This window comes from Pontibacter aydingkolensis, assembly GCF_019443125.1.
Taxonomy (GTDB): Bacteria; Bacteroidota; Bacteroidia; order Cytophagales; family Hymenobacteraceae; genus Pontibacter; species Pontibacter aydingkolensis.
This window is the reverse complement of sequence record NZ_JAHYXK010000004.1, coordinates 1-18,998: the sequence shown is the minus strand read 5'-3', so window position 1 is coordinate 18,998 and position 18,998 is coordinate 1. Positions and strand designations below refer to the sequence as shown.

General features: G+C 45.4%; 19 protein-coding genes. 3 read left to right on the top strand and 16 right to left on the bottom strand.

What is annotated here, in order from left to right:
• Positions 1-59: 59 nt before the first annotated feature.
• From K0O23_RS06300 to K0O23_RS06270, 7 genes are all read right to left on the bottom strand, one after another.
• A complete protein-coding gene (locus K0O23_RS06300) occupies positions 60-491 on the bottom strand; it encodes an HYC_CC_PP family protein (RefSeq protein ID WP_219876561.1) in 432 nt (143 codons plus the stop codon).
• A 215-nt stretch (positions 492-706) separates the two neighbouring features.
• Positions 707-2,110 (bottom strand): alkaline phosphatase family protein, encoded by a 1,404-nt coding sequence (locus tag K0O23_RS06295; RefSeq protein ID WP_219876560.1) that lies wholly within the window; start codon positions 2,108-2,110, stop codon positions 707-709.
• A complete protein-coding gene (gene eboE, locus K0O23_RS06290) occupies positions 2,055-3,335 on the bottom strand; it encodes a metabolite traffic protein EboE (RefSeq protein ID WP_219876559.1) in 1,281 nt (426 codons plus the stop codon). The genes K0O23_RS06295 and eboE overlap by 56 nt, the downstream gene beginning before the upstream one ends.
• A gap of 150 nt (positions 3,336-3,485) precedes the next feature.
• Positions 3,486-4,673 (bottom strand): 3-dehydroquinate synthase, encoded by a 1,188-nt coding sequence (locus K0O23_RS06285; RefSeq protein ID WP_219876558.1) that lies wholly within the window; start codon positions 4,671-4,673, stop codon positions 3,486-3,488.
• 101 nt (positions 4,674-4,774) lie between these two features.
• Complete coding sequence (gene eboC / locus K0O23_RS06280; protein ID WP_219876557.1) at positions 4,775-5,683, bottom strand: UbiA-like protein EboC; 909 nt, start codon at positions 5,681-5,683, stop codon at positions 4,775-4,777.
• A gap of 4 nt (positions 5,684-5,687) precedes the next feature.
• Entirely contained in the window at positions 5,688-6,629 is a 942-nt protein-coding gene (locus K0O23_RS06275) for a TatD family hydrolase (RefSeq protein WP_219876556.1), read from the bottom strand.
• Between the two features lie 52 nt (positions 6,630-6,681).
• Positions 6,682-7,578 (bottom strand): EboA domain-containing protein, encoded by an 897-nt coding sequence (locus K0O23_RS06270; RefSeq protein WP_219876555.1) that lies wholly within the window; start codon positions 7,576-7,578, stop codon positions 6,682-6,684.
• Positions 7,579-8,110: 532 nt separating this feature from the next.
• On the opposite strand from K0O23_RS06270, the gene K0O23_RS06265 reads away from it, so the two are divergent.
• Positions 8,111-8,380 carry a hypothetical protein gene (locus K0O23_RS06265; protein ID WP_219876554.1) on the top strand — a complete coding sequence of 90 codons (270 nt, stop codon included), beginning with the start codon at positions 8,111-8,113 and terminating at the stop codon, positions 8,378-8,380.
• Positions 8,381-8,730: 350 nt separating this feature from the next.
• Complete coding sequence (gene glgP / locus K0O23_RS06260; protein WP_219876553.1) at positions 8,731-10,383, top strand: alpha-glucan family phosphorylase; 1,653 nt, start codon at positions 8,731-8,733, stop codon at positions 10,381-10,383.
• Between the two features lie 231 nt (positions 10,384-10,614).
• Here glgP and K0O23_RS06255 read toward each other — a convergent pair whose 3' ends face one another.
• The 3 genes from K0O23_RS06255 to K0O23_RS06245 all read right to left on the bottom strand — a co-directional run bounded on the left by K0O23_RS06255 (position 10,615) and on the right by K0O23_RS06245 (position 13,908).
• Entirely contained in the window at positions 10,615-12,078 is a 1,464-nt protein-coding gene (locus K0O23_RS06255; protein WP_219876552.1) for an aminoacyl-histidine dipeptidase, read from the bottom strand.
• Positions 12,079-12,182: 104 nt separating this feature from the next.
• Positions 12,183-12,821: a YczE/YyaS/YitT family protein gene (locus tag K0O23_RS06250; RefSeq protein ID WP_219876551.1), complete on the bottom strand. Its 639-nt coding sequence runs from the start codon at positions 12,819-12,821 to the stop codon at positions 12,183-12,185.
• A gap of 193 nt (positions 12,822-13,014) precedes the next feature.
• Complete coding sequence (locus K0O23_RS06245) at positions 13,015-13,908, bottom strand: transglutaminase (protein WP_219876550.1); 894 nt, start codon at positions 13,906-13,908, stop codon at positions 13,015-13,017.
• A 222-nt stretch (positions 13,909-14,130) separates the two neighbouring features.
• Between K0O23_RS06245 and K0O23_RS06240 the strand changes: the two genes are divergently transcribed.
• Positions 14,131-14,364, top strand: a complete 234-nt coding sequence (locus K0O23_RS06240) for a hypothetical protein (RefSeq protein WP_219876549.1) — start codon at positions 14,131-14,133, stop codon at positions 14,362-14,364.
• A gap of 165 nt (positions 14,365-14,529) precedes the next feature.
• Here the strand turns inward: K0O23_RS06240 and K0O23_RS06235 are convergent, their stop codons facing one another.
• The 6 genes from K0O23_RS06235 to K0O23_RS06210 all read right to left on the bottom strand — a co-directional run bounded on the left by K0O23_RS06235 (position 14,530) and on the right by K0O23_RS06210 (position 18,862).
• On the bottom strand, positions 14,530-15,021 hold the full coding sequence (locus tag K0O23_RS06235) for a hypothetical protein (protein WP_219876548.1): 492 nt from the start codon (positions 15,019-15,021) through the stop codon (positions 14,530-14,532).
• 172 nt (positions 15,022-15,193) lie between these two features.
• Positions 15,194-16,294 (bottom strand): Fic family protein, encoded by a 1,101-nt coding sequence (locus tag K0O23_RS06230; protein ID WP_246596960.1) that lies wholly within the window; start codon positions 16,292-16,294, stop codon positions 15,194-15,196.
• 149 nt (positions 16,295-16,443) lie between these two features.
• Positions 16,444-17,010 (bottom strand): alpha/beta hydrolase family protein, encoded by a 567-nt coding sequence (locus K0O23_RS06225; protein ID WP_219876546.1) that lies wholly within the window; start codon positions 17,008-17,010, stop codon positions 16,444-16,446.
• A 56-nt stretch (positions 17,011-17,066) separates the two neighbouring features.
• The gene (locus K0O23_RS06220; protein WP_219876545.1) at positions 17,067-17,477 is read right to left on the bottom strand and encodes a hypothetical protein; all 411 of its coding nucleotides are present in this window, start codon (positions 17,475-17,477) and stop codon (positions 17,067-17,069) included.
• 117 nt (positions 17,478-17,594) lie between these two features.
• Positions 17,595-18,146, bottom strand: a complete 552-nt coding sequence (locus K0O23_RS06215; protein ID WP_219876544.1) for a hypothetical protein — start codon at positions 18,144-18,146, stop codon at positions 17,595-17,597.
• 2 nt (positions 18,147-18,148) lie between these two features.
• The gene (locus K0O23_RS06210; RefSeq protein WP_219876543.1) at positions 18,149-18,862 is read right to left on the bottom strand and encodes a hypothetical protein; all 714 of its coding nucleotides are present in this window, start codon (positions 18,860-18,862) and stop codon (positions 18,149-18,151) included.
• Between the last annotated feature and the right edge of the window lie 136 nt (positions 18,863-18,998).

Sequence of the window (18,998 nt, the reverse complement as noted above, 5' to 3'; positions counted from 1 at the left end):
AAACACAGCAGCACCTTATACCAGCCGCAGTGGCGGGTATACATCGAAAAGAGCAGAATTTATAGTAGGAAAGATTGCACCAGCACCGGTATGTCGCGGGCCAGCGGGGGAGACTCGTAAAGCGCGTAAGCAGGCTTTAGATCTGTATCAGAAGTATAAAACTGAAGTATAACTGCCTTTACTACAGCCATCAATTGGATGTCCTGCAGACTGGTCAGTGATAAGTCTTTGTGTTTGGCAGCTACATCCAGCCGCTCCACGATTACCTGGTGGTCTTCGCAGCAGGCTTCCTCGTCAGCAGTTTGTTTAGGAGCGTGGCAGGGAGGAACAACTTCCTCTTCCTTCTCCATCGGGCAATCAGCCTCGGCTCCGAAGAAAGTAACATCGCGCAGTTCGCCGCCACAAATATGCATACTCACAGCCATACCCGTTGAGGAAACGAGCACTAGCAATGTAAGGGTTAGCAATATGATCTGGCGGTAAAGCTTCATGTTTTAGTCTATACTTGCTGCAAAGGTATAACGTGATAAACAAGTATACTTACACAATTAACAAAAACTTTTACAATATTATTCATTTTGGTGTGAGAAAGGTGAAAGGATAGGAGGTATCACAACGTCATTTCGAACAACGTGAGAAATCTGGAGCATTTTATAGTCCCGTAATATTTTAGATTTCTCACGTTATTCGAAATGACAGCTTGAGTTTATACTTCTGCCAAATCACGCTGCTTTTGCTGCGATAACTGCAGATGAGAAAGTATAAGATCAAACACATCCACAGCCTGTATCTCTGAAGGCAACTCCTGTTGGTACTTTGTAAGCAGCACCGGCCATTCGTTTTTATCTTCTGGTAATGCGCCGTGAGAACCTTTTATAAGTGTAGCATCCAGCGGAATGATATTCATCAGGGTTCTAAAGCCTAGCTTTTTCTTTAGTAGTTTGCCCACCACCAGCGGAACAGGGAATTTGATCTTTGGGTCTATGAACATCTCAACCGGGTCGTAGCCAGGCTTTTTGTGGATGTCAACCATGCGGGCATAGTCCGGGGCTTTTTTATCATCCAGCCAGAAGTAGTAGGTAAACCAGGCATTAGCTTTAGCAATAACTACCAGTTCGCCGCAACGCTCATGCGCCAGGTTATACTTGTTGCGTTCTTCGCCGGCCAGTACTTGGGCAACGCCATCCTGCTGTTGTAGCAGCGCTTTTACTTCAGCTATTTTCGATTTTTCGTGGATGTACACATGCGCCACCTGATGATCAGCCAGTGCAAAAGCTGTGCTCATGGCAGTATCCAGCAACTCGGTGCCACGTTCTTCGCGCACTTCTATGTAGCCATGCTCCCGCAGCACACGGTTCAGGTGCACCGGCTGGTTTACGTCTGTTATGCCGTACTCCGACAGCACCATCACCTGCGCACCTTTCGCCTCATAAAATGTAATCAAATCGCCTACCACGGCATCTACTTCCTGCAAGTCTTTGGCAATGCGTGGGTCCGATGGGCCAAGGCGTTGCAGGTTGTAATCTAGGTGAGGCAGGTAGATAAGTGTAAGCGTTGGGTTATACAGATCATCCGTAATCTTAGAGGCGTCTGCAATCCACTTGCTTGATTTTATACTTGTTTTTGGCCCCCAGTAGTTGAACAGCGGAAAGGTACCCAGTTTTGCCTGTAGTGTGTCGCGCAAATCAGCTGGTTGGGTATAGCAGTCGGGTAGTTTGCGGCCATCAGCCAGGTATTGCGGACGCGGCGTTAGCGTATAATCGGCAGTGGTGTTCATGTTATACCACCAGCCCATGTTTGCCACTGTAAAGTTCGGGTTGGCTGCTCTAGCCACATCCCATACTTTGGGGGCCTGCACCAGCTTGTTCGACTGCCGCCAAAGCTTTACCTCGTCCTCATCCCTGAAGTACCAGCCATTGGCAACAATACCGTGTTCTTGGGGCCATTTGCCGGTTAAATACGTTGACTGGACAGTACAGGTAACAGCCGGAATGGCAGGTTTTATATTTGCCTGCTTAGCCTGCTCAGACCATTTTGCAAGAAAGGGGGTGTGTTTACCGATTAGCGACTTTGTGAGCCCTACTACGTTCAGAACTACTGTCTTCTGCATTATGTGCGGGTTTTATACTTTTCAGAACCCATTCGAGTTCACGTTTGATGGATTCGGGTAAATCTTTTTTTATCTCCTCCGGGAGAACCTCCCAGGTATATGTTTCTACCTCCAGGTGCTGTGTTAAGGGCTGTTGCTGCAAAAGCTTTAATACTTCGCGCACATCATCCTGTGTAGACTGCAAACCATTGTAGGCCCGGGTAAAAAGAGGCACATGGAAATGAGTGCGCCACTCTACGGCATTTGGTTTCCGGATGTGCTGCAGGGCAAAGGTCAGGTCTGGATAGCTTGTCAGTTCACCATCGGAACTGCGCTCTACCACCTGGTGCAGGTAAGTAGATTCGGCCAGGGCTGTTAATGCACTGGCTATGTCGCCACGCGTTTCAGCATCTTCGGGTAAGCTGGTTTTTAGTGCGGCACTCAGTTGAATCTTACCTGTTTTAATACCTGCTTCTTGTAGCTTGGCAAATACCTCGGATGGCTTTTCGTAGGCCAGGGCAAAGTGGCATACATCGTAGCATAGCTGCACGTGTTCAAGTATGGCTTCTCTTGCTTCAGCTTCCAGTAAGCCTCTGTTTTGTTGCAGGCGTTTAATTCCTTTGGGCAGAAGTCTGTCTGTATACAGTGCTATTACTTCTTTAGAGTTCTCCAGAAACCCATCCGGTTCCGGCTCAATATCAATGTGTATAGTTTTCCCTGTTTTGTCTTTAAGCTCCAATAAGTATTCGACTACCTGCAGCAGGTTATTTGTGCATGAAGTATAAACCGACGTCACTTTGAAGTCATCCGCATCAAAAAACCAGGGTTTATAGGAGAGCGGCGAAGTAGAAATGCCTCCTTCCATGCCTTCGGGTAGTAATTCAGCCAGAATGGTTGCCAGCCTGCAAGTATAGGCTACTCTCAGGTCAGTTGTCCAGTCGGGTTTATGTACATTGTCTTTTACCTCCTGATGATGGAAACCGCCGTACGGAAAGCCGTTTATCGTGAATACGTACAAGCCTTCTTGCTGCAGCCATACTTTAAACTCTTGTAGTTGGTCTTTTTTCAGGATATCTTCGCTTGCCTGGTTAGACAGTCTAAGGCCAATGCCAAAGGGCTGATCAGAAGAAAGCTTTTTTTTGAGCGACGGAAGATACTCCTTCAGCGAAATGAATACCTCTTCCCAAGTTTCACCGGGATGGATGTTGGTGCAATATGTGAGGTGGTATCCTTTTGCTAACTCCATGTTTATTTTAGGTAAGATTTTAATTTTTGATGATGGCTACTTTACAAAATACAAAGGAAGTATCGTGTAGCACTACTATTTAGAAGCGTCATCCATAAAGAATAACTCCTTTGTCAAATCGTCTTTTGTCAAACTGTACTTTTTTAATTATCAAGCCTGTGCCAATGCCTGCGGCTGATAATTAACGTGTAATTGCTGTATCGCTTTAAGTATAAGCAGATCGTTCATATGGTGTACTTCCTGGCCCTGGCCTATCTTGTTCAGCAGCATAATAGTCAGTTGTCCTCCCAGGTGCTCCTGAAACTCCTGCAAACCCTTTATAATAGATAGCTGGCTGAAAGGGTCATGCTGGTCTAATAATTCAGGTGTGAACAGTTCAAAGCCCAAGGTCTGCAGCAGGTTTAGTACATCATCGCATTCTGCTTGTGTTATCATCCCATTTAAACAAGCATACGTCACATCCAGGGCAATGCCAATGGCTACTGCTTCGCCGTGGCGCAGGTTATAGTTGCTTAGTTGTTCCAGTTTGTGTGCTGCCCAATGGCCAAAGTCCAGCGGACGCGATGAGCCGGTCTCAAAAGGATCGGCTCCACCTATGTGTTGTACGTGTAGTTCGGCGCAGCGGTGTATTAATCGTTGCATGGCCTCCATGTTGCGATTAGCCAGCTTTTCGGCATCCTGTTTTATACTTTGGTAGAAGGCCACATCTTTGATAAGCGCCACTTTTACTGCTTCCGAAATCCCTGCGCGCCAGTCGCGGTCATCGAGTGTGAGCAGAAAATCGCTGTCGTTGATAACAGCTACAGGTGGAGCAAACGTGCCGATAAAATTCTTCTTACCAAAGGCATTGATGCTATTCTTTACACCTACACCGGAGTCATTCTGTGATAATACTGTAGTGGGTATGCGTACATGCCGTATGCCACGGTGTGCAATGGTAGCAGCAAAACCAGCCAGGTCAAGCACTGCGCCGCCGCCAATAGCTATTAAGTAAGAGTGCCTGCAAACCCCGAATTCGTTTACCGCCTGCAATATTTGCTGCAGGTAAATCGGGTTATTTTTGGATTCTTCGCCACCAGGTATAAGCATAGGTTCTGCCACCAGGTTTATACTTTCGGAGTTGTTCTGGGCGTAAGCCTTTATCTGCTGCAGTAAATCTGGATTAGTGTTGGCTACGCCGCTATCAATTACAAACAGCACTTTGGCCGCTGCTCCTGAAGTATGGCTTTGCGTAAGAATATCTGTCAGCAGAGAGTTATCTCCTGCAAAAAGGCTTTGTGTAAAGTATACCCCATACTTAAATTTTACTGTAAACTCCTGTTCTATTGTGGTATGCATAAGGGGTGGTATTTAATGTAAGCGGAAGTATGAACTATAGTTGTAAGTAAGAATTGATCTTGCGGAAAATGATGCAAGACGCTTTAAAAAGGTATTTCATTTTATGTTACGCTAAAATTACGGGCAATGTAAATGGATACTGGTAAAAGTAAGAGCACGAGCAAACCATACTGCCAGCCGGCAAAACCAGCCGCTATACTTGCATTCATTACAATGAGGGCAAGTATACCGGCCTTAACGGCTTTAAAGATCAGTTTGGGCTCTTTGGCAGGCATAGCGCGCACCAACGGAGGAAATATTAAGTATGCAAATAGTAGCAGAAACGGAATACTATAAATCAAGTTAAACTGCGGCAGCAGACTAAGGCTGAAGATACCGGCAAACACCAGCACATACATCAGCATTGCACCTTTTAAGGCAGCTGTGTTACCGCCGTGCACCTCGCCACGGCTTACCATGGTAATGGCCGCTATGTATACAATCGGAATCAGGGCGATAAACCATAGGCTTTCCACCATGGCAGGTATGGCACTAACACCTAAAAGCAGATTACCGCCGCGGCAGGCACCCATGTTTACAGGGCCCAGCAAAGTATGGTGCTTTCCTTTCCAGTCGTAGAGCAGGGCTAGCAGGGCAATGGTTACGGCTATAGAGGCACTTACCACCGATACCTGCCAGGCAACCAGTATACCACCTGCCAAAAGTATGGCACCAAGTATTGATGCTCCCGTTATACTTGCCTTACCACTTGGTATAGGTCTTTCCGGACGCTCCACCATATCCAGGTCGGCATCAAAAACATCGTTAAAAACCACACCGCCACCATACAGGCCAATGGTTGCCAGCACCAACCAGCCCAGCGGCTGCAGGTATTCCGGCATAAATCCGTTATCCCATAAGGTAAGCGAATATAAGGCACCCGATGCCGCAAAGCCCATCATAATATCAGCAATCGCCGTTATAATGTTGGCAGGGCGCATCAGCCTCAGGTATGCTCCGAATGTTGTCATTTGCTTATCGTACGATGTTAGATTCCAGTGCAGTGTCGGCTTTGATTTCACCTATAACCGGAGTCTGTCCGCCACGAAGTACCGAGTTGTCAGAGAATTTTTCGCGCTGGTCTACGTTAGTGGTTGTCAGCCAATCAGATTCATGCATCTGGCCGCTTTTGCCAAAAGAATCCAAGGCATTCTGGTAACATACTTTGCGGACATCCTCTATACTTATGCCTTTCTCCAGCATAAGCGAGGCTGTTTTAGGCACAGACAATGGGTCAGATACACCCCAGTCGGCAGAGCTGTTTACGATAATGCGTTCAGATCCATATTGTTTCACGATCTCTACCATGCGTTCGTTGCCCATTTTAGAGTTCGGGTAAATGGTAAAGGCAGCCCAGAAACCACGGTCCAGCACATCGCGCACAGTTTCTTCGTTGTTATGGTCAATTACTACCATGTCAGGGGCGATGCCATGCTCCAGGCATACTTCCATACTTGTAATGGTGCCTGCTTTCTTATCGCGGTGTGGCGTGTGTACCTGTACTGGCAATCCAACCTCTTTTGCCAGGTCTAGCTGCGCTCTGAAGAACCTGTCTTCGGCAGGGGTCTGGTCGTCGTAGCCTATCTCTCCGATACCTACCACGCCTTCTTTGCACACAAACAACGGAAGCAGCTCCATTACCTGCTCGGCCAGTGCCTCGTTATTCGCCTCTTTTGAATTTAAGCCGATGGTGCAGTAGTGCTTTATACCAAACTGGCTGGCCCTGAAACGCTCCCAACCTACCAGGCTGCTAAAGTAATCTTTAAAAGATCCGACTTCGGTGCGGGGCTGCCCCAGCCAGAAGGCCGGTTCAATAATGGCCACGATGCCTGCCTCGCGCATACGCTGATAATCGTCAGTGGTACGGGAGGTCATGTGAATATGCGGATCGATCAGCATGAGGTTGTGTGTGTTCATAAGGCTAAAAGTTGTAAGTGTAATGGTTAATCAGGAAGTATAATTTGATTGGTTAGTTCATTTCTAAAAGCCTGTTGCCGATGAGGTCCCAGGTAATTTCGCCACGGTTTACACGCTCTTTTAATGTAGTGTGCTCGTTCAGCAGATCATGAGCAGGGGCAAAGGTGCTTTGGGTACAGGCAAGCGCTGCCGCTTCTCTTTCAAGTTCGTTTGGCTGTGCGAAAAGCTTTTTTATGTCGTTTAGCAAGGTATCATCCAGGCAAGGGCCAACTGAGCGCCATAGTTCTGGGGATACAGTACGGCCAGCAGCCCAGCGTTCGTGGGCGTAGTCACTCAGCATGCGTGCCAGCTTTGGGTTCACGCGTTTTTCGATGCCATAAATGCGGTAAATGGGTTTTCCAACAAATAGGGTCTTCAGCACCAGTTGGTTCCAGGCATCCTCTTCCATGTAGTCGGCAGGGTAGGGGTTGTTTAGCGCGATTGCCTCAAAAACATCTCCCATATTAGTGCGCACGCCTTCAGAGGCTCTTTTCTTAAAGCTTTCCGGATGCGGCAATAAAGGAAGTGCTGCGTACAGAGCCACCAGTTCGCCCATATCGGCTGTGTTAAACAGCTTTTCTATGGTTGCCAGGTATACTTCAGCGTTTTGGTGTGGTATAGAAAGTATAAGTATGGTGCGTGCAGCTTGTGCAGTAGACCAGTTAGCAGGGTTAAATCCGGCTCTGATATTGGCTGCAGTTTGGATAACCTGCTCGGATACCTGCAGTTTTTCTTTACCTATAAAGCGCGGAGCGGCGCTAAAGGCTATGTAGAGGTCTTTTGGTTGTGAAGTATCAGCAGAAAGAAATTCCACTTTTTGGGCAAGCCAGTCCATTCCTTGCGGAGAGGTAACGCTGCTTACTAAGTCCTTCAGAAAGGTAGTCGTCTGGTAAATGTCTGCCTGATACAAAACGGGTGAAGTTTTGAGTTTTACTTAATCATTTTTATAAGTGATTCAGCTTCGGGCTTAACAGAAATGCTTTGCAACCATACACTTATTCCTGGAAATGCGCATTGCGGCGCATTTGTAAGTATATCGGAGCATTGATATGTAAGAAGTTTGGGCCAAAAGTTGAATACTTAACAGCAATGCAATAATTACTGATAGGCTTTTACGAAAAGGTACCCTTAAGGTTTAAAAATAAATTGCACTGTTTTAAAGGAGCTTTTTGAATTGCACCAGGCCACTCTATACTTTAGTCAACTCTTAAAATCACTTGTAACAGACTTGTTAACTAAGGACAGTACCTTATGAGTAAATTGAAATTCGTATCCGGAAGTATAGCTGTACATATACCTTAATGCTATTTGAAGCTGCTATAGCTTGTATTAACCCAAAAAAAACATCCCTTCACCCAAAAAGTTTAATTATAATAAATTTTTCTGGTTTAATTTGAACTATCCTGCTTTTTTGAACGTGTAAAGGGTATATTTTAGCACATATGAAAGAATTAGATAGACTGAAAGAAGGGCTTGTGGAAAGCCACGTTTTGCTCTACAAAAACGAGGATAGAGGCCTTACATGCTCTTTTGTGAAAGAAGGTCTTGTTGTTGATTCTTTTACAATTAAAGATAATGTGTTAGCCCAGGCTCTGAGCGAAAAAGGCACTAACGGAATTGTGGAAGGGATCAATTTTCAGCAGTTACGTAATAATTACGACTGGTTTTCGCTAAGTGTAAAAACAAAGAAACTATATGAGGAACTCAAGTAGGCTGCTACTGCTTCTTTTAACTGATTAACCGCTCCATTATCCCGCAAAAGATGGAGCGGCTTTTTTTTGCACTATTTTCTGCTGTATCTTGCTTAAGTGTATGCCATAGCCCTGCTGCAAAAGCATGTATTGTATATTAACCATTTCTGCTGGTGCCACAGCTTTACTCATTAATACTATAAAAGTGTATCAGTTTAAGTATAATTGGCGTAGCCTTGTAGTATGCACCAATTCACAGGTTAGCATGTATAGCCTGTTTTATACTTCACTTTAACTATTAGGAGTTTAGTATATGGATGCTGTTTACTAATGCTGAAGTATACAGCGCAATTTTTAATGTAAAACTAATCATGACGCAATACAACCGTTGGTCGCACCCACACGACATAGATCCACGATACACAAAAAGGGTAGCTTACTTTAGTATGGAGTTTGCCATACACCAGGCCTTAAAGACTTACTCAGGCGGATTAGGCTTTTTGGCCGGATCGCACATGCGCAGCGCTTTTGACCTGCGTCAGGATATGATCGGGGTGGGCATGCTTTGGAAGTATGGCTACTACGACCAGGAGCGCAGCGAGGATCAGACCATGCGTGTTCTGTTTCAAAAAAAGTATTACAATTACCTGGAAGATAGCGGCATTACTGTAGAAGTGGAGATAAACGAGCATCCCGTCTTGGTTAAAGCGATGGTGCTGAAGCCCGAGATTTTCGGTACTGTGCCCATGTACTTCCTGACTACCGAAATATCTGAGAATGATCACCTGGCACAAACCATAACCCAACGCCTTTACGACCCTGAACCGATGGCACGCATTGCCCAAAGTATAGTGCTGGGTATTGGCGGTGCAAAAGTTGTGGAGGCCCTGGGTGGCGCCGAGATTTACCATATGAATGAAGGCCACGCACTGCCGCTGGCATTTCACCTGTATAAACAGTACCGCGATGTAGGGGAGGTGCGCAAGCGAATGGTGTTTACCACTCACACACCTGAAAAGGCAGGTAACGAGGAGCACGACATTCACCTGCTCGACCAAATGGGCTTTTTTAATGGTATCCCCTTAGAAGAAGCCCGCCGGATAACAGGCATGCACGCGCTTATGTTTAACCACACACTGGCGGCGTTGCGCTTGTCTAAGGTATCTAATGGGGTGTCGCAATTACATGGCGAGGTAGCTCGCACTATGTGGTATGATAATGAGGGCGTATGCGAGATTAAAGCCATAACCAATGCCCAAAACGTACCCTACTGGATGGATAAAACCATGCAGGATGCTTTGGAGCAGGGAGATGATGCAGCGCTGAAAAGGCGTAAAACCGAAATGAAGAAGCAGTTGTTTGAAGTCGTGGCCAACCAGTCAGGTAAGCTGTTTAAGCCGGATGTGCTTACTATTGTATGGGCCCGTCGCTTTGCCGCCTACAAGCGTGCCGACCTGCTGCTTCGGGATGCAGAGCGTTTTTTCAGGCTAATCAGCAACCCCGATTACCCGGTGCAGGTAATATGGGCCGGTAAGCCATATCCATTCGACCACGGTGCGGTGCAAACCTTTAACAAACTGGTGAAAATGGCCTATAAGCGCGATAACGTAACGGTGCTCACGGGGTATGAACTGGCTTTGTCGCGGCAATTAAAGCAGGGCTCCGATGTGTGGCTTAACACACCACGGCGACCACGCGAGGCATCTGGCACCAGCGGCATGACGGCAGCCATGAACGGTTCGGTTAATTTTTCGGTGCAGGACGGCTGGATACCAGAGTTTTCACAGCATGGCAAAAACAGCTTTATACTGCCAATTGTAGATACTACTTTGCCCGATCATGTACAGGATGATATTGATTACGATAACATGATGCGTATTTTAGAAAAAGAGATTATCCCGACATACTATAACAACCCAGACCAATGGCTGGAAATTACAAAGCAAAGTATGCGCGATGTTATACCTGCTTTTGATGCAGACAGGATGGCGCATGAGTATTATGAGAAGATGTACAATTATTAGTGAGCTAAAGGAAATTGCCCTCGCTGGTCTCTGGCGAGTGTGAGGTATCCTGTGGTGTCCCGCCACTTTATGCTACTAGTAAATACCAAAGCGGCCAGAGGCCGCAAAATAACTCACACTCGCGAGAGATGAGCGAGGACGAATGTATATCAAGAATTAATCATTGTGATAAAACAGAAGAGCCGCTCAAAGTATAAACTTTAGCGGCTCTTCTGTTACCAAAATTATACTTTATACTTTCTCCGGTGTCTTAGCCAGTGTATCCAGCAGAAAGTCCCAGAACTTCTGTACAGAACTGATCTGCACCTTCTCGTCGGGGGAGTGGGCACCGGTAATGTTCGGGCCAAAAGAGATCATCTCCATATCAGGGTAATTGGCTCCAAGAATACCGCACTCTAAGCCAGCGTGGCAGGCATTTACGTGTGGTTCATCCTTAAACTTAGAGCGGTATAAGTCACTCATCAGTTTCACGATGGCAGCATCTGGTTTTGGCATCCAGCCTGGGTAAGAGCCGCTGAGTTTTACATTGGCTCCAGCCAATTCCAAAGCAGACTTTATAGCACGAGCCAGGTCCATCTTCTCCGTATCTACAGAGCTGCGGGTAAGGCAAAGTATAGTATATTCGCCGTCTTTCACCAGCACACGTGCTACGTTGTTAGATGTCTGTACCAAGTGCTCGATGTCGGGGCTCATGCGGTAAATGCCGTTCGGGCAAGCGTATAATCCACGTAATAATTTGCCTGTAAACTCGGTTGCAGCAACTTTTGCAGGCGTGTCTATACTTTCAAGTATAACCTGCAGGTTAGGGTCGGTAGTGCTGTGCTCTTTTTTAAGTATAGCTGTTTGCTCTTCTGCAAATGCCTTAAACGCTACTTCCTTATCGCCTGGCACAGCAACTTCAGCAAAGCTCTCACGCGGAATGGCATTACGCAAGCTGCCTCCGTCTATAGTGGCCACGCGCAGTCCAAATTGCTCTGCTGCCTGCGACAACATACGGTTCATGAGTTTGTTTGCATTGCCGCGGCCGCGGTGTATATCCATACCGGAGTGGCCACCGGTTAAACCTTTTAAGGTCAGCTTGTAGCCTTTAGCACCAACCGGAGTTTGTTCCTGTTCATACTTTCCGGTTGCCGTTATGTCTATACCGCCAGCACAGCCAATGGTTAATTCACGGTCGTCTTCGGTGTCCAGGTTAAGCATGATGCTGGCATCCAGCAAGCCGCCTTTCAGACCCATGGCGCCGGTCATGCCGGTTTCTTCGTCAATGGTAAACATTGCCTCAATAGCGGGGTGCGGAATATCGGTAGAGGCAAGTAATGTCATGATAGAAGCAACACCCATACCATTGTCTGCGCCTAGCGTGGTGCCTTTGGCTCTTACCCAGTCACCGTCTACGTACATGTCTATACCTTGTGTGTCGAAGTTGAAATCTGTGTCAGCGTTTTTCTGGTGCACCATGTCCAGGTGGCTCTGTATGGCAACTGTCTGGCGGTTTTCCATGCCTTTGGTAGCGGGCTTTTTAACTATTACGTTGCCTACCTCATCTACATAGGTTTCCAGGCCAAGGCCTTCTCCAAACTCCTTTATGAATTTGATAACGCGTTCTTCCTTTTTAGAAGGTCGGGGTACTTGGTTTAGGTCTGCAAAATTATTCCAGAGCGCTTTGGGCTCCAGGTTTCTCACTTCTGTGCTCATAGTTAAGAGGTTTATGCTGCAGCTTTATACTTGCTGCTACTGTGTTTTATAGTTGCTAAAGATAGTAAGTTTAGCAGGATTATGCGGCATCTGCAGGCCAAGGATTATACGTTGGCTTCCTGTTTGGCTGGAGTAGGACTTAGCTTTTCACGCAGGTTCACGAAGAATTTTAAGGTAAACTGGAAGATAGGGCTGAACAGCAAGGTATAAAAAAACGTGACAACGAACACTGGCCCGCCCATCAGCCAACCGATCACCAGCACCACCGACTCCACTAAAATACGCGCCTTGCTGATAGATAGCTTTGTTCTGTCGGAAATAGAAAGCATAAAGCCATCGCGCGGGCCGGCACCTATTCCACCAGCCACATACATGCCGCCTGCTATACCTCCGATCACAATGGCCGTGAGCAGAAAAGTATAATCTACCCAGGTTCCGGTTTTATCAGGCAGGATGTCCAGCCAAAGGAAAAAATCCATGAACGGACCGATAAGCAAAGCATTCAGGAAAGTGCCGATGCTGATGTACTTGCGGTGCATGAACCACGACACTCCTACCAGGAACAAACCTGTAATAACGCTCCAGGTACCTACCGTAAAACCGAATTTTTGCCAGAAAGCCACGTTCAGCACTTCCCAGGGGTGCAGGCCCAGGTACTTAACCTTAAAAGCAAGCGCATTGCCCAGGCCAAACAAAAGCAGACCCATAAAAAAGAACGTATAGCGTATAATCCAATCTCTCATCTCCAGTATAAATTCAGGCACCAGCACCCATAACAAAAATAAACACCTTTTGTGCAAGCCGGCGCAAGATTACGAAATCTAAAGCAGAAAGGAATAGGGAGTATTTGTTTTACAAGGTGGATTAAGTACACAAAAGGCACAAAACAAAAGCCCCTCTACCAAAGCAGAAGGGCTTAAGCAAATGTACTTTGTTTTACTTTTTAAATGTGATCACGCTGTAAAGCTCTGGCTCCAGGAAAGGGCCGCCAGGGTAACTGCCCGTATAATCGAAGTTAACCCAAAGCTCGCCGCCGGTTTCGTGGAAATGTATCTTACCACCGTTCACCTCATCCGGGAACAGTGTTCTGATAGCAAAGCTCACTTTATCGATATCCTCAATAGTGCCTACTTTAACCTCTGTATACATGTGGCTCGGAGAGATAACGATGCGCGCCTCGCCTCCAATTGCCATCACCGACGAAGCCATCAGGATCGCATAGTCATCACAGTCGCCGGCGAGTAAACCCATACTCTCTGTTGGCGGGGAGTAATAGTCCATACCCAGCGGGTCGTTCACGTACTTCCAGTTCATGCGGATGTGCTTGAAGAGCGAGAAATAACGCGTGGCCTTACCAAACTTACGGTAGTACTCGTCGTGGAAATAACGGGTAGAATTCTCTACGGCAAATGCCCGTACTTTGGGGTGCGTAGGCTGCATGGCGCTTTTCACACGCTGGTCCTGGAAGTAAGTGCCGCGCACTGGCTTAAAGTAAGAGACCTTGTGCGGGTTGCTGGTCATGTTTACCAGCATGGCGTTGTAATCGGCGTAAATGCCGTCCAGCGTCTGGTCCTTAAAAGTACTGTTAAAAGCAAGTATACTTAGTATGCCAATAAACATAAGCACGATCAGCTTACGGCTGATCTTAGTAACGATTACGGAAATGGCAGCCGCGAACATAAGGCACAGTAAAAAGTGCAGCTCATAGTCCATGGAGCTGTAGGGTGGTATGTAAAAGCTGAACAGCACAGCCATCGGAAATACAATAATGATCTGTATGAACCGTATAGCAAAGTTCAGGAGTTCGGCAGGTCGGAAAAATTGCGTCATATGATCTCAGATTTGAGGGTCCTGGCGCTGGTAATCAAATGCAGGCAGTTATGAGATGCCCGGCACTTACGCTCTGTTATTTTGTAACGCAAAAGGCAGGCCTTTTTGCTCCTTTAAGTTACATATTTTTTAAATTATTTTCAGATTATTTCTTTAATGCCTGAAAAGAGATAAATTTATATACTTGAAAACCAGTTTAATGCTGCTACCCTTTACCTGACTATGAAAATTACCTACTCAGAAACCATTGTACCCAGTTTCTCCAGGCTGGTAGCAGGCCAGGCTGCCGTATCTGTTCCGCCGGACATTTCCCATTTCTACCATTCCTTTTTTAAAGAGTATTTTGGAGAAACTATAAGTCAGCATAGCTATGCGCTGAAGTATGTTTATCGGGAAGGGAGCGTTATACTGTTAATGGCCGCTGACATACACTTACAGATGGCAAACTACTGGTAGTAAGGCATGGCAGTTCGTGCAGTGTAGCCTTTTGTTGTGTCATTAGATAAAGGTGCAATCAGGAAAAAAGTGTAGGCAAAGTCCCAAAAGTTTTACCTAAAGTTTCTGCAGTATGAAAATCATTAATATTGTTATTTTAGATGTAAGTCCTGTATATTGTTCGCCCTACAAATTAATATAAAAGCACCTACAGAGAGGCCTTCCGGTCTTCGCTGCCGTATTGGCTGCGAAGACCGGAAGGCCGACAACTTGTAATTTACTTGTTGGGTTACTCGTTCCAATACCTACATTACCTCTTTTAATTACCAAACGATCAATATCAGCACTTGCACTAAAAGAAGCTATTTTGAAAAGAGTGTTTGAATCGTCACATCCATCCTGAGACATCTTGAAACCACGTTTTTGGCCATCATCTTTTTGGATGATAATACCTTGGGTAGATGATACAAACGGATTAACTAATGTTTCAACTAAAAAGAAGTTTCTAGTACTTGCTGTAGCACCGGCTATTTCAGAAACTACTAAGTTTTCACTAGGCGTTGCAGTCTTAATCCCTACTTTTCCACCATTGTTAAAAATATTGCTGCTATTAGAAACCCATTTATTCCCATCCCAATATAGCGTGTTGCCAGGCGAAGAACCTGCAGAAAGACTCACTCCGCCTATTACTCTATCAGTAGTTTTAGCATGTAATGCGTAAGGTACACTTAATAATTAGCTAGTTCCAGAATTAGTGTAAGTGGATCCTCCTGTTGGATCTGTTTCTGTTTTAATAAAGTAAATACCATTATTGCCAACGGATGGGCTGGGGTGCATTTATGCACCATAGCTAGGGTTGTGCTTTTCTTTTATTCTCCAGAACTTCCATTAATCGATGGTTTAGGTAAAGTTTTTCTTTCCCTACCTTGGTTGCCTTTAAGAAGCCTTCCTGCTCAAGCGCTATCAGGTAATTGCCTACTGTCTTTGGTGTTCCCATATTTGCGTCAATCAGAAACTGGCGCTTTGTATAGGGCAGCCTGAAAAGTATCTCTAGTAACTCTTTCGAGTATACTTTGGGGAGTTTCTCTCTTATCTCTTCTGAAGTGGCTTCCATGACAGCCATGATCTCTTCCAACTTTATTAGTCCGCTAATGGCTGTTTTTTCTATCATGTCAAGCATGTATAGCACCCAGCCTTCCCAATCTCTAGTTTCTGTGACGTCCCTTAGCTTCTGATAATAAGCCGACTTGTTGTGGATTATATACTCACTCAGGTATAGAGCAGGCACATCTAGCAATTTCTCCATTTTTAAGTAGAGCAGGAGCAGTATTCTTCCTGTTCGTCCGTTGCCATCTATGAACGGATGTATAGCCTCGAACTGATAGTGCATGATGGCCATTTTGATGAGCGGGTCTAGCGTGCTCTCCTCGTTAATGAAGTGCTCCAGGTTGGCCAGTTTCTCACGTATCACTGCTTCTCCTGCCGGTGGTGTGTAAATTATTTCACCCTGCGTGTTGGATAAGGTCGTGCCCGGAGTGGCCCTGATACTTGATGTGTTCTGCTTGATGCATTGCATGATCTCCACACAAAGGTTCGTTGTGATGAATGGCCGCTCTTTTAGTTTTTCCAAGCCGTACCATAGCGCCTCTTTGTAGCTTATAACCTCTTTTGCTGCCGTGGATTCATACCTTTTTTCAGCCACAACTGATTTGTAGAGATCATCATTCGTGGTGATAATGTTTTCTATCTCAGAACTTGCCTTGGCTTCCTGCAGATGAATTGTGTCCAAGAAGAGGCTTGGGTTGGGCAGGTTGATTATGGCTCCATTCAGCTGCGCCAAGGCCCTGCTCGCTTTTACGGTCTTACGCATGACGTCCCTTGTTTCCAGATCTATCTCCGGAGGAAGCAGGGGTAAATCATTATAAGGTTTTTCTCTGTGAAATGGAGCCATAGATAACGGAGGTAACATTTACCCTTGTTTTATAAACAAGGGTAAAAATAGCAATTTATTACACTTGTTGTTTATTTAGATGTAAAAATTACTCCTGTAGGTTCAATCCATATACTGCTTGAAGCAAAACGGTTTTGCTATGGTGTGTTTTAATGCACTATAGGTTTGGTTGAACGATGAATTTCTTTCTTTTTAAGCCAAGCCTGCCAATCCAGTGCCACCTGATCCCAGCCGAACTTGTCATAGTCGATTTTACCTGCTTTGTCAAAGCCGAAGTAGTTATGTTCAACTCCAATGTATGGCTTAAAGGTAAAGTTGCTCTTTCCTTTTCTAATAGTCTCCAGCCGCAGGTAGTCGTTGAAAGCAACGCCATGATCCTTTGTGCCATAAGTGACAAGCACAGGTATCTGTAGCTTCAACAGGTAATCAATTGGAGGCAAGGAGAAGTCATAGGTAGTTTTGTTTGAGTCACCGCCCTGAGATGCAACATCGGCGGGGTCTTTCACTACTTCTTCCCAGTATTTGAAGCTTCTCTCAGCCCTTGTGCCTGTGGAGTCATCATAAGCTCTGGCTTGAGAGACAATCGAGGCCATTCGACCAAAAGGATTGCCGCCTGAGTAGATCAGATGCGTCACGTCTTTGCTCTCAAAGGCAAGCTTCGCCGCCACGGTTGAGCCTGCTGAGTGACCTGCCACTATCAGCTTGTCCTTTTTCACCCATTGCTTTTTCTTGAGATGCTTTATTACTTCTTGAGCTCGGCTGACGTAGTAGTCTACGTTATCCCGGGAATATAATTGGGCAGGAGGAATACCTGTTTTGGGTCAGCATAAGCACCGTTCTTTAAGTCGCTGTGTTTAGCAATAAGCGGCACGTATGGCTTCCCAACTACAACCAAGTGGAAATTGACCAATAGGCTATCGGTCTGATATGGAAATACCCTATAAGGCTTCCCTTCATTGTCAAGTAAAATAAGAGGGCGTGCCTGAGAGCCTTGGTCGAAAAGAATAATTGGCTTTGCTTTTTGCTCTTCACCTTTCTTTGACAGCACCAGTATGTCTACAGGATCATTCTGGTAGCGCATTTGCAGGTGACGGTAGCCAAAGTCTTCTGGCTTTCCAGATTGTGCTACTGCCTGAATGACAAAGCAACTAAGTAAGACGAAAAATATGTAAAGCCTTTTCACTCTTCAGTTTGTATTTGATTTATTAGCCGCTCAACGTTTCGTGCATAGTATGGACAAGGCATAGCCGCAGCCTGAACTATGAACCTTGTTGGCGTTATTAGTTTTACCCCTTCTTTACTACAAGCTATCTAAAACAGCCTGTGATTCCACATAACCTGGAGGGAGTGGCCACAAGACATCTTTGGTTGTTGCAAAGCGTCTGTTAAAAGTTTTGACTAATTGCTGCCCTTCCACAATTTCAACCAACTCCATGAGCATTTTCTGTACTTCAATCGGAAAGTCCATACCTTTAGTTCTTACTTCTTTGCCATTATTTTTCAAACGCATTGAGTAATAGGCTCCATCTTCATACTCTTGGTAAAAAGTATCTAACGCTTCAACGTTCATAGAGTCAACAAGTAGAAAAATCTGCCTTAGGCTCTGAGAGTCAAGTTTCGCTTTATAGTTCTCTTTGATTTCTCTATTGTCTCTCAAGCGAAGATAAGTAGTGCCGTCTTTATGTATTTCCACATCCTTGCTGTCATCTGTGCTCCAGCCCGGCTCTATCGAAAAGACAAATTCTTCAAAATGCTTTATTTGATGCTCTTTTTCCTTTACATGTGCTCTTTCTTCTGTTCCATTACAGGAAAACAGAAAAAACAGTAAAACTACATGTAAGGACTTGTTCATAATTATCTATTGACGCCAACGTTTGGTCTAGATGGTGTTTCGTTGGAGGGTCGCTGTGCTCTGCGTGTACCTCCAATGGCATCTAGACATTGTTGGTCGAGGTTGTTCTCCCTTTTTCCAAGTAAGGACTGCATGTATGTTTCAAGCTTCTCTTTGAAGGCTCGCATACTTTTGTCTTGCTCGTACTTCGGGTACTTCTGATTTATTGTCTCAAAAAGCTGCTTATATTCAGATGTTGGTTCTTGTGACATCATAATTTCGTACCCAATATAGTTGGTCAGTTGCGATAGCTCTGCAAGGCAGCAAGAGTATCTTTCAGCAAACTCTTTCGGGTAGCCTTCCACATATTTAATAGCGTAAAGTCCTACAACTTCAGATAATGCACCATCTGACTTTTCCACAACTTCCTTAAAGGCAGGAAAAATAAAATCTCTAGTTGCTTTATTGGGAGAACTTAATGAATCCATTAGGGCAAATGTCACGTGATTATCCGCTGGCTGAAGGCTGCCTTCTAAAATTAGCCTTACTATTTCCTGTTGACTTAGGTCTGCAAGATAATACTGATGATATGGTAACCTTAGTGTATCTTCTTCTGCTGTAACTGGCAAAGGTGTTCCTGAAGTTTGGTAGTCAGGTGTCCTTTCTGGTTCCTTTTCTGAAACGGAGCTACAAGAAAATAGAGCGGTTAAACTAAGTATGGCAAAGAGTGTTTTCATGCTTTTTATTTGACACAACGTTTGGTCTAGATGGTGTTTCGTTGGAGGGTCGCTGTGCTCTGCGTGTACCTCCAATGGCATCTAGACATTGTTGGTCGAGGTTGTTCTCCCTTTTTCCAAGTAAGGACTGCGAGTA